Genomic DNA, 15,156 nt, shown 5'->3' on the forward strand with positions numbered 1-15,156 from the left:
TCCTCTATCACCCCGCTCATCCCCGAAGCGCGCAAGGGGACCGAGTAGGTGAAGCTCGCCAGATTGTGCGATGGCGCCGGCATCGCGTGCCCCGCCGGCGATGCCGGATCGGTCAGCGTAAGCGGCTTTGCGATCGATCACCGCAAGGTCGCGCCTGGCACCGTATTCGGTGCCTTTGCGGGTACGCAAGTCAACGGCGAAGACTTCATCCCGGCGGCGATCGCGGCGGGTGCCGTGGCCGTGATTGCCCGCCCGCAGGCGAGGGTCGAGGGGGCCATCCATGTGGCGGCGGCCGAGCCGCGCCAGGCTTTCGCCCGGCTGGCGGCGCAGTATTTTGCCCCCGTGCCCGAACATATCGTCGCGGTCACCGGCACCAACGGCAAGACCTCGACTGTGGAAATGACGCGGCAGATCTGGCGCATGGCGGGCGAACGGGCGGCGAGCATCGGCACGCTCGGCGTCATCACGCCGGACGAAAGCATTTCGACCGGCCTCACCACGCCCGACATCGCGACCTTCCTTGCCAACCTCAGCGGGCTGGCGCGCGAGGGCGTGACCCATCTTGCCTATGAGGCGTCGAGCCACGGGCTGTCCCAGTACCGCAACGAAGGGGTTTCGGTCGAAGCGGCCGCGTTCACCAATTTCAGCCGCGATCATCTCGATTATCATGACAGCATGGAAAGCTATTTCGCTGCCAAGCTGCGCCTCTTTACCGAAGTGGTGCGCGAAGGCGGCAGCGCGGTGGTCTGGCTTGACGGGAGCGACTGGAACAGGCGGGTCGCCGAAGCGGCGGAAGCGCGCGGGCTGAAAGTTCTGACGGTGGGGCCGCAAGGGGCGGACATCGTGTTGCGTCACCGCGCGGCGACCTCGCTGGGCCAGACGCTGACGGTGGAGCACGCAGGGCGCGAACGGACGATCGCGCTGCCCCTGATCGGAGCGTATCAGGTTGCGAACGCGCTGGTCGCAGCAGGGCTGGCGCTGGCGAGCGGCACCGATCCCGCGGCCGTGTGGGATGCCGCCGCGCGCCTGCAGCCGGTACGCGGCCGGCTCGAACGGGCCGTCATCGCGCCCAACGGTGCGCCGGTCTATGTCGATTACGCACATACCGCCGACGCGCTGGCCGCAGCCATTACCGCCCTGCGCCCCCATGTCGGCGGGCGCCTGATTACCGTCTTCGGGGCAGGCGGGGACCGTGACCTCGGCAAGCGCCGCGCAATGGGGGAAGCCGCTGCTAAGGGCAGCGATCTGGTGATCGTCACCGACGACAATCCCCGCGGGGAAGATCCCGCCGCGATCCGCCGCTCGGTCCTGGACGGTGCGCCGGACGCGCGCGAGATCGGTGACCGGCGCGAAGCGATCTGCGCCGCGCTCGGACAGGCGGGCGAGGGCGACATCGTACTGGTTGCGGGTAAGGGCCACGAGACCGGGCAGATTATCGGGCGGGGCGATGCCATGCGCGTCCTTCCGTTCGACGACGTACAGGTGGCGCGCGAATGTGCCGCCGCCCTTGGAGGAGCACAGCCATGAGCGCGGCCATTCTTCGTCATCCCGCCTTACGCGAATGGCCCGCAGATCCGCGGGACCGCTTGCCCCTCACCTTGTGGGATGCCGCAGCAATCGCCGCAGCAGTCGGCGGCACGGCGAGCGGCGAGTTCCAGGTCGCCGGGATCGAGATCGACAGCCGCGACGTGGTCAACGGCGATCTGTTCGTCGCCCTGCGCGGCGAGGCGATGGACGGTCATCGTTTCCTCGATCAGGCCTTTGCGAACGGTGCAACCGCGGCGCTGGTCGACCGGCCGATCGACCGTCCTCATGTTCTGGTCGAGGATACGGCCCGGGCCTTGCAGGCGCTCGCCGCGGCGGCCCGCGGGCGCACGGAGGCGCGGATCATCGGGGTGACAGGCTCGGTCGGCAAGACGGGCGTCAAGGAAGCGATCTTCGCCAGTCTCGAGCGGGCGAGCCGGGGAGCCGCGCACGGTTCGACCCGCAGCTACAACAATCATGTCGGCGTGCCGCTGAGCCTTGCGCGAATGCCGGCCCGCAGCCGCTTTGCGATCTTCGAGATGGGCATGAACCATGCCGGCGAGATTGCGGACCTAACCCGTCAGGTCCGCCCTCATGTCGCAGTGGTCACCACCATCGCGCCCGCACATATCGAGAACCTCGGCAGCGAAGCGTCGATCGCCGATGCAAAGGCGGAAATTTTCGCCGGGCTGGAGCCGGGCGGCTGCGCGGTTATCCCTGCCGACAGTCCGCATTTCGAGCGCCTCGCCGCAGCCGCGCGGGCGGCGGGGGCCACCATTGCCAGCTTCGGCAAAGCGCCTCATGCCGACATGCGGCTGCTCGATGCCATTCCCAGTGTCAATGGCGGCAGTCTGGTCACCTGCGAATTTGCCGATGGGCGGCTGTGCTACACCGTCGCCGAGCCAGGTGAGCACTGGGTTATGAACTCGCTCGCGGTGATGGCGGCGGTGAGAGCGGCAGGTGGCGACCTTGCCGCCGCCGGTCTGGCGCTGGCCGAGATGGGCGGCCTCAAGGGACGCGGCGCCCGTCACGGCATCGACGTGCCGGGCGGCAAGGCCATGCTGATCGACGAAAGCTATAATGCCAATCCTGCCAGCATGCGTGCGACCCTTGCCCAGCTGGGCCAGACACCCTCGCACCGGCGCATCGCCGTCCTTGGCGCGATGAAGGAACTGGGCGACTTTGCCGAGGGCTTTCACGCTTCGCTGGCCGAACCCCTGCTGGCGGCGGATGTGGACTATGCGCTGCTGGTGGGCGAGGAAATGCACAGCCTGGCGCGCGAGCTGGGGAAACACCGCGCCGCCGTGCTTGGCAAGCCGTTCGAGTGGGAGCATTGCCGCACCGCCGACGAGGCGATCGGATTGCTCGAGGATTTCGGCATCGTGGCGGGCGATGCAGTTCTCGTGAAGGGATCCAATTCGGTCGGGCTCGGCCGGCTTGTGGATCACTTCACCCGTCAAGACTAGGAGCCGACGAGGCCGATGCTCTATCTCCTCGCCGATTACCTGCAGTTCGAGGGATTGCTCAACCTCGTGCGCTATCAGACCGCGCGGGCAGGAGCGACGCTGCTCACCGCGCTGCTGATTGGCCTGATCATCGGGCCGCGGTTCATCGATATGCTGCGCGTGCGGCAGGGCAAGGGGCAACCGATCCGCGAGGACGGTCCGCAGACCCACCTGGCCAAACGCGGCACGCCGACCATGGGCGGGCTGATGATCCTCGTCAGCCTGTTCATCGCGTTGCTGCTATGGATGGACCTGACCAATCCGTTCGTCTGGGCCTGCCTGGCCGTCACCGCGGGGTTCGGGATCATCGGTTTCCTCGACGATTTCGACAAGGTGAGGAAGGCGAGCCACGCCGGGGTATCAGGCAAGGTGCGGCTGCTGCTGGAGTTCATCGTCGCGGGCATCGCCAGCTACATCGTGGTCAGCCAGATCAACACCTTCGTCTACGTGCCGTTCTTCAACAACCTGGGGGTCGAACTGGGCCCGTTCTACTATCTTTTTGCCGCGATCGTAATCGTTGGCGCGGGCAACGCCGTCAACCTCACCGACGGGCTTGACGGGCTGGCGACCATGCCGGTGATCATCGCGGCGGGCACGTTCGCGATCATCGCCTATCTCGTCGGACGGGTCGATTATTCGGCCTATCTCGGCATCCCGCACGTGCCCGGCGCAGGCGAGCTGGCGATCTTCTGCGCCGCGATAATGGGGGCGGGGCTTGCCTTCCTGTGGTTCAACGCCCCGCCGGCGGCGGTGTTCATGGGCGATACGGGTTCGCTGGCGCTCGGCGGAGCGCTGGGAGCGATCGCGGTCGCCACTCATCACGAGGTCGTGCTTGCCATTGTCGGCGGGCTGTTCGTGTTCGAGGCGCTGAGCGTCATCATCCAGGTTCTCTGGTACAAGCGGACCGGCAAGCGCGTCTTCCGCATGGCGCCGATCCACCACCACTTCGAGCAGCTTGGCTGGTCGGAAAGCAAGGTCGTCATCCGGTTCTGGATTATCGCCATTGTTCTGGCGCTGCTGGGGCTGGCGACGCTCAAGCTGCGGTGATCACCTCGCCCGCCTGGAAGGACAAGCGATACGCGGTGCTCGGCCTCGCGCGCTCGGGCCGGGCGAGCGTCGAGGCGCTGCTGGCGGCAGGCGCCGAGGTGCTGGTGTGGGACGACCGGCCGGAAGCGCGCCAGCCCTATGTCGGTCGCTGCGTGGTGGCCGACCCGCTGGCGGCGGACCTTACCGGCTACGCAGGCGTGGTGGTGAGCCCCGGCGTGCCGCTCAACAGCCATCCGATCAAGCCGCACGCGGACCGCTTCGGGGTGCCGGTGATCGGCGACATCGAACTGTTCGCGCAGGCTCGCGCTGACCTGCCGCCGCACAAGGTCGTCGGCATCACCGGCACCAACGGCAAGTCCACCACCACGGCGCTCGTCCACCATATCCTCAAGACAGCGGGCGTGCCGACCACGATGGGCGGCAATATCGGCCTGCCGATCCTGGAGCAGGAGCCGTTGCCGGAAGGCGGTGTCTATGTACTGGAGCTGTCGAGCTACCAGATCGACCTGACCTATTCGCTCGACTGCGATGTGGCGGTGCTGCTGAATATCACACCGGATCATCTCGATCGGTATGATGGCTTCAACGCCTATCGAGCTTCAAAGCTTCGGTTGTTCGAGTTGCAATCGGGCGAGCATGTGAACTTCGTCGGTGACAGTGCGCTTCATCGCGAACTTGTGGCAGAGGGCCACTCGACCAACGTCGCTGAAATCGAAGATGGGATCACCCGGAAGAATCCAGTGCTGGCCGGGCCGCACAACGCGCAGAACACGATGGCTGCGCGCCTTGTTTGTGCTGAACTTGATCTGGTGCCGCACGAAATTGATAAAGGTGTGGCGACCTACCCCGGCCTTCCGCACCGCATGGAGCGGGTCGCTGAGATCGCTGGCGTCGCCTACGTCAACGACAGCAAAGGCACGAACACCGCCGCTTCTGCGCCCGCACTTGCCGCGTTCGACAGCATCCACTGGATCCTTGGCGGGCTTGCCAAGGAGCCGGGGCTGGGCGAGTGCGAGGCCGTGCTGGGCCATGTGAAGGCTGCCTACACCATCGGCAAGGCCGGGCCGGACTTCGCCGCGCTGCTCGAAGGGCGTGTGCCAGTGGAGGATTGTGAAACGCTCGACCGGGCCGTCGCCTCCGCCTCCGCCAGGGCGACGAGCGGTGATACCGTCCTCCTTTCTCCCGCCTCCGCCAGCTTCGACCAGTACCGCGATTTCGAGGCGCGCGGCGATCATTTTCGCGAACTTGTGGGGTCGCTGCAATGACGCCGACGCAGCCCTTCGTCCCCGGCGCGAGACGCCGTCCGCCGCGCTCGCCGGCGCATCAATTGCCGCGCTGGTCGATGATGAAAATCTGGTGGCGCGAGATCGACCGCGTCCTGCTCGGCCTCTTGCTGCTGCTGATGACGCTCGGCACCATCGCGGTCGCCGCGGCCAGCCCGGCCAGCGCCGGGCGCCTCTCGACCAGCGCGACCACGCTCGAACCGCTGTATTTCTTCTACCGCCACCTCGGCTGGCAGGCCGTGGCGCTGATGGTGATGTTCGGCGTCTCGATGCTCAGCCGCGCAAATGCGCGACGCCTTGGCGTGCTGCTGGCCGCCGCGATGCTGGCCCTGCTGTTCATCGTCCCGGTCTTCGGGATCGAGATCAACGGAGCGCGCCGCTGGATCAATCTGGGGATGCAGTTCCAGCCCTCCGAGTTTCTCAAGCCTGCCTTCGCGGTCGGCCTGGCGTGGATCGTCTCGTGGCGGATGCGCGATCCCAACCTGCCGGTGCTGGCGATCTGCAGTGCGCTGACAGGGCTCGTCTTCGTCCTCTTGATGATGCAGCCCAATTTCGGCGAGGCGATCCTGTTCGGCGGGATCTGGCTGGTGATGATCCTACTCGCAGGCTTTCCGGTCCAGCGTTTCGGCATGGTCATCGGGGGCGCGCTGCTGGCGATCACCGCAACCTATTTCCTCTATGACAATGCCCGCCACCGGATCGATGCGTTCTTCGGCGGCGGCACGGCCTATGATCAGGTCGACCTCGCCAGCCGGACGTTGCTGGCCGGTGGGTGGACCGGGGCAGGCTATGGTCTCGGCATCCGCAAGATGAGCCTGCCGGAAGCGCATACCGACTATATCTTTTCGGTCATCGGCGAAGAGTTCGGGCTTATCGCCTGCGCCGTGATCGTGCTGATCTACCTGGCCATCGTGGTGCGGGTGCTGATCCGCCTGCTGGACGAGGAAGACCTATTCGCCCTGCTTGCCGGAACCGGTCTCGTCACGCTGTTCGGCGGGCAGGCGGTGATCAATATCCTGGTCAACCTGCAACTGTTTCCCTCGAAAGGCATGACCTTGCCGCTGGTCAGCTACGGCGGATCGTCGACCATCGCGGTCTGCCTCACCATGGGGCTGCTCATCGCGATCACCCGGCGTAATCCGTTCCTGAAAAGCCGGTCCAAGGGGCTTGGCGAGTATCTGGCTTTCGGGCAGGCGCAGCCGATGACCGACCGTCCCTGCTCCCCCAAACGCGAGATGTCCGCATGACCGGGTCGAGTCGGCATTACGTCCTTGCCGCCGGGGGTACGGGCGGGCACCTGCTGCCGGCCTTCGCTCTGGCGGCGGAACTGCATCGGCGTGGGCATCACGCGGCGCTGATCACGGACGAGCGCGGCGCGGAAATCCCGGGAAAGCCCGATTACCTGCCGGCCCATGTCCTGCCGGCCGGACGGTTCGGGGGCAATCCGCTCAATTGGCCGCGCGGCATTCGCGCCGTTCTTGCCGGGCGGCGGATGGCGCGGCAGCTGTTCGCCAGTTTCGAGCCCAGCGCCGTCGTCGGCTTCGGTGGCTATCCGTCACTGCCGGCGATCCTCGCATCGACCGCGGCCCGCATCCCCACCATCGTGCATGAACAGAATGCGGCGCTGGGGCGGGTGAACCGCCTTTTGGCAGGCCGGGTTCAGGCGATCGCGACCGCCTATGAAGAAGTCGAACGGCTGAAGCCCGCCCACCGGGGCAAGGTCCATCTGGTCGGCAATCCGGTACGGGCCGAAGTTCTCGCCTTGCGCGACGAACCCTTCCCGGCGTTCGGTCAGGACGGGCTTTTGCGCGTGCTGGTGACGGGCGGCAGCCAGGGCGCCCGCGTGCTGTCCGAGGTGGTCCCCGATGGGCTGGCCATGCTGCCCCCGGCCCTGCGTCAGCGGTTGCAGGTGACCCAGCAATGCCGGGCCGAGGATCTCGACGCGGTGCGCGAACGCTATCGCACGCATGAAATCCCCGCCGAACTCGCGACCTATTTCGAGGACATGGCGGCGCGCCTTGCGGATTCCCATCTGTTCATCGGCCGCGCCGGCGCCTCGACCATCGCCGAGCTGACTGCGGTCGGCCGCCCCGCCATTCTCATCCCGCTTCCCATCGCGACCGACGATCATCAGGCCGCCAACACGCGCGAGATGGTGAAGGTCGGCGGCGCGCGGATGATCCGGCAGGAGCGATTTCAGGCCAAGGAACTCAGCAAGCAGATCCTTGCCCTTGCTGAAAACCCTGAAGGCCTCGCCAACGCCGCCCATGCCGCGTGGAACTGTGGCCGTCCGCAAGCAGTCGAAGATCTTGCCGATCTTGTCGAAAGCTTCGGCGGAGCCGACATGATGGATGTCATTCGCGTCGGCCCCAACAACGCCCGCGGTGCGAGCCAAGGTGTGCCGGCAGGGCAGGGCGCGCTGCGGCAGGCGCAGGATACGCGGCCGTGAAGGGCGTCTCCACTGACATCGGGATCATCCATTTCGTCGGCATCGGCGGGATCGGCATGTCCGGCATCGCCGAGGTGATGAACAATCTGGGCTACACCGTTCAGGGCAGCGACCTCAACGAAAGCCCGGTGATCGAGCGGCTGCGGCGCAGCGGCATCACCGTCCACATCGGGCACGACAGCAGCAATGTCGAAGGCGCGGCGGTGGTCGTCACGTCGACCGCGGTGAAGCGGACCAACCCCGAAGTCGCCTACGCGCTCGAAAACCGCATCCCGGTGGTGCGGCGCGCGGAAATGCTGGCCGAGCTGATGCGCCTGAAATCCACCGTCGCGGTGGCCGGCACCCATGGCAAGACCACCACCACCAGCATGATCGCCGCGCTGCTGGATGCGGGCGGCATCGATCCCACAGTGATCAATGGCGGGATCATCGAGCAATATGGATCGAACGCCCGGCTCGGCGACAGTGAATGGATGGTCGTCGAGGCCGACGAAAGCGACGGCAGCTTCCTGCGGCTCGACGGGACGATCGCGGTGGTCACCAATATCGATCCCGAGCATCTCGACCATTACGGTGACTTCGAAGGGGTGAAGAACGCTTTCGTGGAGTTCATCCACAACGTGCCGTTCTACGGCGCGGCGGTGCTGTGCATCGATCACCCCGAAGTCCAGTCGGTCATCGGCAAGCTGCGCGATCGCCGCGTGCTGACTTATGGGTTCAACCTTCAGGCGGATATCTGCGGCGTCGACGTCGAACCGTACGAAGGCGGCAATCGCTTCGATGTGATCGTGCGCCAGCGGGGCGAGGACGACCGCCGGATCGAGCGGGTCGAACTGCCCATGCCCGGACGCCACAACGTCCAGAACGCTCTTGCCGCCATCGCGGTCGCGGTCGAGATGGGCTGTCCGGACGAGGTGATCCGCAGCGGGTTCTCCGGCTTCGGCGGGGTGCGCCGCCGTTTCACCCGGGTCGGCACGGTAGCCGGCGCGACGGTGATCGATGATTACGGTCACCATCCGGTCGAGATCAAGGCTGTGCTGGGCGCCGCGCGCGAGGCCACGGGCAACCGCGTGATCGCCGTGGTCCAGCCGCATCGCTACACCCGGCTGCGCGATCTGATGGAAGAGTTCCAGACCTGTCTCAACGAAGCCGATCAGGTCTATATCGCCCCGGTCTATGCTGCCGGTGAGGATCCCATTGCAGGCGTCGATGCGGCGGCGCTGGTGGAAGGACTGAAGGCGCGCGGGCACCGCTCGGTCCATGAGGTTACCGATGCCGGCGAGCTGGCAAAGGCGCTGGCCGGGGAGATCGCCGAAGGGGATCTGATCGTCTGTCTCGGGGCGGGCGACATCACCCGCTGGGCTGCCGAACTGCCTGCCGCGATCGCCCGCGAACGGGACCGCCGGGCATGAGCGTGCAGGCCGACGAAACACCGGATTGGAACATGGGCTGCGCGCCCGATTGCGATATCGGTCCATGCGCCGAAGAGCCGGTCGAGATGGACGGGCTGCGCGGCCGTCTGACCTGCGACGCGCCATTGGCGAAACTGGTCTGGTTCAAGACCGGGGGCCGGGCGGATTGGCTGTTCGAACCCGCCGACATCGACGACCTCAGGCTGTTTCTGGAACGCCTCGACGGGTCGATGCCGGTGATGGCGCTGGGGCTCGGCTCCAACCTGATCGTCCGTGATGGCGGAATTCCGGGGGTCGTCGTGAAACTTGGCAAGCCCTTCGCCAGGGTCGAGGTGATCGAGGACCAGGTGGTTGCATGCGGCGGCGCGGCGCATGGCATCCTGGTGGCCTCGGTCGCCCGCGATGCGGGGATCGCGGGGCTGGAATTCATGCGGGGCATTCCCGGCACCGTGGGCGGTTTCGTGCGAATGAACGGCGGCGCCTACGGCCGCGAGGTGAGCGACGTCCTGATCGATTGCGATATCGTCCTGCCGACCGGGGAATGCGTGCGCCTGCCCGTGGCAGACCTCGGGTACACCTATCGCCATTCCGAACTGCCCGAAGGCGCGACCGTGATCGCCGCGCGGTTCCAGGGTCGCACCGGCGACATTGCCGCGATAACCCGCGAGATGGACCGCATCGCCGAACAGCGCGAACGCTCGCAGCCGCTGCGCACACGGACCGGCGGCTCGACGTTCAAGAACCCGCCCGGGCGCAAGGCGTGGGAACTGGTCGATGCGGCGGGTTGCCGGGGCCTGATGCTGGGCGGGGCGCAGGTCAGCGAGAAGCACGCGAATTTCCTTCTCAACACCGGCGCTGCGACCGGCGCCGATATCGAGGAACTGGGCGAGGAAGTCCGGCGCCGGGTGTACGAGCAATCGGGCGTGAACCTCGAATGGGAAATTCAGCGGGTGGGCCGCCCGTGACCGCAATGACACGATATGGACGGATGACTGCATGACCGGATTGCCCAAGCTTCACGTCGCTGTCCTTATGGGCGGCTGGGCCAAGGAACGGCCGGTCAGCCTGATGAGCGGCGAAGGGGTCGCCGCGGCACTCGAAGGGCGGGGTCATCGCGTGACGCGGATCGACATGGACCGTGACGTTGCCGCCCGCATCGCCGAGGCTGCGCCCGACGTGGTCTTCAATGCGCTTCACGGCGTGCCCGGCGAAGACGGGACGGTGCAGGGAATGCTCGACCTGATGGGCATCCCTTATACCCATTCGGGCCTTGCCACCTCGGTCATCGCGATCGACAAGCAGCTGACCAAGCAGGCACTGGTGCCGCATGGCATTCCCATGCCCGGCGGGCGCATCGTCAACCGCGACGAGCTGTTCGAACGCGATCCGCTGCCCCGGCCCTATGTCCTCAAACCCGTCAACGAAGGCAGTTCGGTCGGGGTCGCGATCGTGACAGACGAGGGCAATTACGGCAATCCCATTGCGCGCCAGTCGAAAGGGCCGTGGCAGGAATTCGCCGAGCTGCTCGCCGAACCCTATATCCGCGGCCGCGAGATGACCTGCGCCGTCGTCGATTTCCCCGAAGGTTCGCGCGCCCTGGCGGTCACCGAACTGAAGCCGCAAAGCGGATTCTACGACTTCGATGCCAAATACACCGACGGGCTGACCGAGCATGTCTGCCCGGCCGACATTCCCGAGCATATCCGCGACCTGTGCCTCGATATGGCGCTGAGGGCGCATCGGGTGCTTGGCTGCCGCGGTACCAGCCGGACGGACTTTCGCTGGGACGAGGAGCAGGGCGAGGACGGGCTGTTCGTCCTCGAAACCAATACCCAGCCGGGCATGACCCCGCTGAGCCTAGTCCCCGAACAGGCGCGCCATTCCGGGATCGATTACGCCGCCCTGTGCGAAACGATCATTGCCGAGGCGCTGTCGCGGGGCCGGAAGGGCGGCGATGGCTAAGGTCACCCGCAAGCCGACCGGCGTGCGGCGCTCGGCTGCGGCGCGCAGTCGCAATCAGAAGGCCCGCAACGCGCGTCGGCATACCGCTTCCGCGCTCGACCGGATGATGGCCGCGCTGCCGTTTACCGAGGAACAGTGGCACAAGTTCTTCCTCGCGCTGATCATCGCGGCGGGGCTGGCACTTGCGTGGACGGTGGCGAGCCTTGCCGGCGTGCCCGATCTGCTGCGCGACCAGCTGGCCCGGTCGGCCTCGCGTGCCGGTTATGAGGTCCGCACCCTGCGCGTCACCGGCGTCGAACGGATGAGCGAGCAAAGTGTCTACGAACGGCTGCGCGACGATCTCGACCGGCCGATGCCGCTGGTCGATGTGCAGGAGATTCGCCAGGGCTTGCTGGACATGCCCTGGGTGGCCGATGCGCGTGTCTCGCGCCAGCTGCCCGACATGCTGCGGGTGGATATCGTCGAGCGCGAGCCGCATGCCGCGCTCCAGAAGCCCGACCGTCTGGTGCTGGTGGATGCCCAGGGCAACGAACTGGAACCGGTCTCGTCCGGGAAAGCGGCGAAAATGCTGATCATTTCCGGCCCTGGCGCGCAGCGTCAGGTAAGCGAACTTGCGCGCCTGCTGGATAACGCGCCCGCCCTGCGCCCGCAAATCGCGGCGGCGGAGTGGGTCGGCAACCGGCGCTGGAACCTGACGTTCCGGACCGGCCAGATGCTGGCGCTTCCCGAGGGCGAGGACGGTGCGGCCGCCCTCGTGCGCTTCGCCGAAATGGACGGCCGCAACCGGCTGATCGGCGGTCAGGCCATTGCGATCGACATGCGCGTCCCCGACCGGGCGTACCTGCGTTGCAAGGATGGCCCGTGTCCCCATTCGCTCGCGTCCCGGATAGAAGCGGAGTAACGGGCGGATGGCGACGCAAATCCCGCGGATCCAGCGCGTTTTCGGTGCGGTGAACATCGGGTCGTTCCGGATCTCGGCCATGGTCATGGGCCAGACCGAGGATGGGCGCATGATCGTGCTCGCCTCCAGCCACCGCAAGAGCGAGGGCATCAAGCGCGGCTATGTAACCGACATGGCGGCGGCGACCCATGCCATCCGTACCGCGGTCGAAAAGGCCGAGGCGGATGCCAATTCCTCGGTATCGGGGGTGTGGATTGCCTGCGCGGGCGCAGGGCTGACGAGCAAGATCTCCAGCGTCGAGATTGCGATCGGCGGGCGGCGTATCGACGAAGACGACATCGAGCACCTGCTTTACGCCGCGCGCGATCACATCCAGCCCGACGGCCGAATGATCCTCCACGCCCAGCCGGCGCACTACACGCTCGACGGTGCCCACGGGGTGGCCGACCCGACCGGGCTCCATGCCGAGACTCTCGGCGTCGATATCCACGTGACGCTGGCCGAAGGGGCGCCGGTCCGCAACCTCATCGAGGCGGTGCAGAATGCGCATCTCGAGGTCGAGGGCGTGGTGGCCAGCCCGCTGGCGACTGCCTACGCCTGCCTGACCGCCGAGGAGCGTGAACTGGGCGTTGCGCTGATCGAGATCGGCGCGCAGATCACCAATGTTTCGGTCCATGCGGGCGGTATGCTGCTCGGTCTGCGCTCGGTGCCGGTCGGATCGAACGACATCACCGATGCGGTCGCCTCGTCTCTGGGTATCCGTCGCAGCCAGGCCGAACGGCTGAAATGCGTCTCGGGCTCGGCGCTGGCATCACCCACCGATCACCGCGAGCTGATCCCCGTCAACGGCCCTGGAGAGCCGGAGGACGGACGGCTGGCGCGCGGTGCGGACGAACAGAACCGCATTCCGCGCGCGGAACTGGTCGGCATCGTCACCGAACAGCTCGGCATCATGACAGGCGAAATCGCCAAGGCGCTCAAGGGGCTGGGCTTCTCGGGTGCGGCCAGCGGCCAGGTGGTCATCACCGGTGGCGGGGCCGAACTTCACGGCATCGTCGAATTCATGCAAGGGGCGCTCGGCTTGCCGGTGCGGATCGGCAAGGTTTCTGCCCTTCAAGGCATGCCCGAGGCCCACGCCACGCCCGGTTTTTCGACCCTGGCGGGGCTGTGTCTCTATGCCGCGGACGATCCGGTGGACATCCGCAGCATCGGCGCGCGCTATCAGCCGACCCGGCGCTATTCGGGCCTCGGGCTCGTGAACCGTGTCATGCAAGCGGTGAAGGATTATTTTTAGGGTTGATGACCGGGGCAAACCGCGCATTAGCCCTTGTGGATAAGGAATTAACCTAGGCGCGCGACAATTCGCATTCAGCCTGTTGTATGCCATAGGCTGCCAGGCGACAGCTTCAGTTTCGGGGAAAGCTCAATGAGCATCAATATCGGTCCGGCTTCCAGCGACGAACTTCGTCCCAAGATCATGGTCATCGGCGTCGGCGGTGCCGGCGGCAATGCAATCGCCAACATGATGGAGGCGCAGATCGAAGGCGTCGACTTCATCGTTGCCAACACCGACGCGCAGGCCTTGTCGAGTTCGCCTTCGGAACGGCGCATCCAGCTCGGGCCAGACATCACCGGCGGGCTGGGGGCGGGCGCACGGCCCGAAGTGGGCAAGGCTGCCGCGGAAGAGACAGTCGAGGATATCGAGGACGCGCTCGAAGGCTGCAACATGTGCTTCATCGCCGCCGGCATGGGCGGGGGCACCGGCACCGGGGCGGCCCCGGTGATCGCCGAAGCCGCGCGCAAGAAAGGCGTGCTGACCGTCGGCGTGGTGACGAAGCCGTTCCTGTTCGAAGGCACCCGCCGGATGCGCGCTGCCGAGGCCGGGATCGACGAGCTGCAGAAGCATGTCGACACGCTGATCGTCATTCCCAACCAGAACCTGTTTCTGGTCGCCAAGGCGGAAACGACCTTCAAGGAGGCGTTCATGCTGGCGGACGAGGTGCTGCAGCAGGGCGTCCGCTCGATCACCGACCTGATGGTCATGCCCGGCCTCATCAACCTCGACTTCGCCGACGTGCGTTCGGTGATGAGCGAAATGGGCAAGGCGATGATGGGCACGGGTGAGGGCGAAGGCGACAATCGCGCGCTCGAAGCGGCCGAACGCGCCATTGCCAACCCGCTGCTCGACGGCGTCAGCATGGCCGGCGCCAAGGGGGTGATCATCTCGATCATCGGCGGCGAGGACATGAAGCTGCTCGAGGTCGACGAAGCTGCGAACCATATCCGCGAGCTGGTCGACGAAGATGCCAACATCATCTGGGGCAGCGCCTTCAATCCCGATCTCGACGGCAAGATCCGCGTTTCGGTGGTCGCCACCGGAATCGACGAAAGCGCCCGCGCCGCAGCGTCCTCGCCGCAGCGCAATTTTGCGATGGGCGAAACCCGGGCGCCGCAGCGTCCGGCGTTCGAAATGCCGCGCAGCAGCCCCCCCGCACAGGAGCCGTTCGAGCTCGATCAGGGCATGGCGGCAGAGCCGGAGGCGGAACCGGCGCCGACGAACCCGGCGGCTGCGTCCTTCGCCGCGCCCGAGGTGCCCGAACGTTCGCCCGCGCGCGAGGATGTGCTGTCCGCGCGCCAGCCCGGCTTCGGCGACGAGGAATATGACGAAGGCGAGGACGATGTCGACGATATCGTCGATCCGCTGGCCGGCCTGCGCAACGACCAGACCGAACGGTTCGACGATTTCGATCATGACGAGGATGAAGACACCGCCTTGCCGTCGCCCACCAGCACCGCCTCGTTCGGCGGTGCCGATGACAGCGATGGCTGGGTCGACGAGGATGACAGCGCCGGTCGACCCCCGCTCGACTTGTCGGAACCGCTCGGAGACGACGAGGATGGGGACGATGGCGAACTGCGACTGACCCCCGGACACGCCTACGACGACAGCCCGCTCGCGACCAAGCCGCGCAAGCGTCCGCTGCTCAGCGATGCCGAACTGGATCGTGCGGCGCAGGGCAACATGCTCGGCGGGGCGGCGGCTGGCAGCGCCCAGCATGGCTTCGGCGGACGC

General features: G+C 66.5%; 12 protein-coding genes. All 12 read left to right on the forward strand.

From position 1 onward, the window contains the following. The first annotated feature begins 48 nt into the window (after positions 1-48). Positions 49-1,527: a UDP-N-acetylmuramoyl-L-alanyl-D-glutamate--2,6-diaminopimelate ligase gene (locus tag ACHFFA_RS12315; RefSeq protein WP_394271123.1), complete on the forward strand. Its 1,479-nt coding sequence runs from the start codon at positions 49-51 to the stop codon at positions 1,525-1,527. Then, a complete protein-coding gene (gene murF, locus ACHFFA_RS12320; RefSeq protein WP_394271124.1) occupies positions 1,524-2,990 on the forward strand; it encodes a UDP-N-acetylmuramoyl-tripeptide--D-alanyl-D-alanine ligase in 1,467 nt (488 codons plus the stop codon). Before ACHFFA_RS12315 ends, murF begins: the two co-directional genes overlap by 4 nt. Before the next feature lie 15 nt (positions 2,991-3,005). Next, a complete protein-coding gene (gene mraY / locus ACHFFA_RS12325; RefSeq protein ID WP_394271125.1) occupies positions 3,006-4,076 on the forward strand; it encodes a phospho-N-acetylmuramoyl-pentapeptide-transferase in 1,071 nt (356 codons plus the stop codon). Then, complete coding sequence (gene murD, locus ACHFFA_RS12330) at positions 4,073-5,341, forward strand: UDP-N-acetylmuramoyl-L-alanine--D-glutamate ligase (RefSeq protein ID WP_394271126.1); 1,269 nt, start codon at positions 4,073-4,075, stop codon at positions 5,339-5,341. Before mraY ends, murD begins: the two co-directional genes overlap by 4 nt. Further along, positions 5,338-6,606 carry an FtsW/RodA/SpoVE family cell cycle protein gene (locus tag ACHFFA_RS12335; RefSeq protein ID WP_394271127.1) on the forward strand — a complete coding sequence of 423 codons (1,269 nt, stop codon included), beginning with the start codon at positions 5,338-5,340 and terminating at the stop codon, positions 6,604-6,606. Before murD ends, ACHFFA_RS12335 begins: the two co-directional genes overlap by 4 nt. After that, entirely contained in the window at positions 6,603-7,808 is a 1,206-nt protein-coding gene (murG, locus tag ACHFFA_RS12340) for an undecaprenyldiphospho-muramoylpentapeptide beta-N-acetylglucosaminyltransferase (protein ID WP_394271128.1), read from the forward strand. The genes ACHFFA_RS12335 and murG overlap by 4 nt, the downstream gene beginning before the upstream one ends. Next, positions 7,805-9,220 (forward strand): UDP-N-acetylmuramate--L-alanine ligase, encoded by a 1,416-nt coding sequence (gene murC, locus ACHFFA_RS12345; protein ID WP_394271129.1) that lies wholly within the window; start codon positions 7,805-7,807, stop codon positions 9,218-9,220. Before murG ends, murC begins: the two co-directional genes overlap by 4 nt. A gap of 86 nt (positions 9,221-9,306) precedes the next feature. Beyond that, entirely contained in the window at positions 9,307-10,185 is an 879-nt protein-coding gene (murB, locus tag ACHFFA_RS12350) for a UDP-N-acetylmuramate dehydrogenase (protein WP_394271134.1), read from the forward strand. 31 nt (positions 10,186-10,216) lie between these two features. Beyond that, positions 10,217-11,182 (forward strand): D-alanine--D-alanine ligase, encoded by a 966-nt coding sequence (locus ACHFFA_RS12355; RefSeq protein ID WP_394271130.1) that lies wholly within the window; start codon positions 10,217-10,219, stop codon positions 11,180-11,182. Continuing rightward, on the forward strand, positions 11,175-12,083 hold the full coding sequence (locus tag ACHFFA_RS12360) for a cell division protein FtsQ/DivIB (RefSeq protein ID WP_394271131.1): 909 nt from the start codon (positions 11,175-11,177) through the stop codon (positions 12,081-12,083). The genes ACHFFA_RS12355 and ACHFFA_RS12360 overlap by 8 nt, the downstream gene beginning before the upstream one ends. 7 nt (positions 12,084-12,090) lie before the next feature. Continuing rightward, a complete protein-coding gene (gene ftsA, locus ACHFFA_RS12365; RefSeq protein ID WP_394271132.1) occupies positions 12,091-13,377 on the forward strand; it encodes a cell division protein FtsA in 1,287 nt (428 codons plus the stop codon). A gap of 132 nt (positions 13,378-13,509) precedes the next feature. Then, a partial coding sequence (gene ftsZ, locus ACHFFA_RS12370; RefSeq protein WP_394271133.1) for a cell division protein FtsZ occupies positions 13,510-15,156 on the forward strand: 1,647 nt, incomplete at its 3' end.

Source organism: Qipengyuania sp. (genome assembly GCF_043423005.1).
In the GTDB taxonomy this organism is placed as follows: domain Bacteria; phylum Pseudomonadota; class Alphaproteobacteria; order Sphingomonadales; family Sphingomonadaceae; genus Qipengyuania.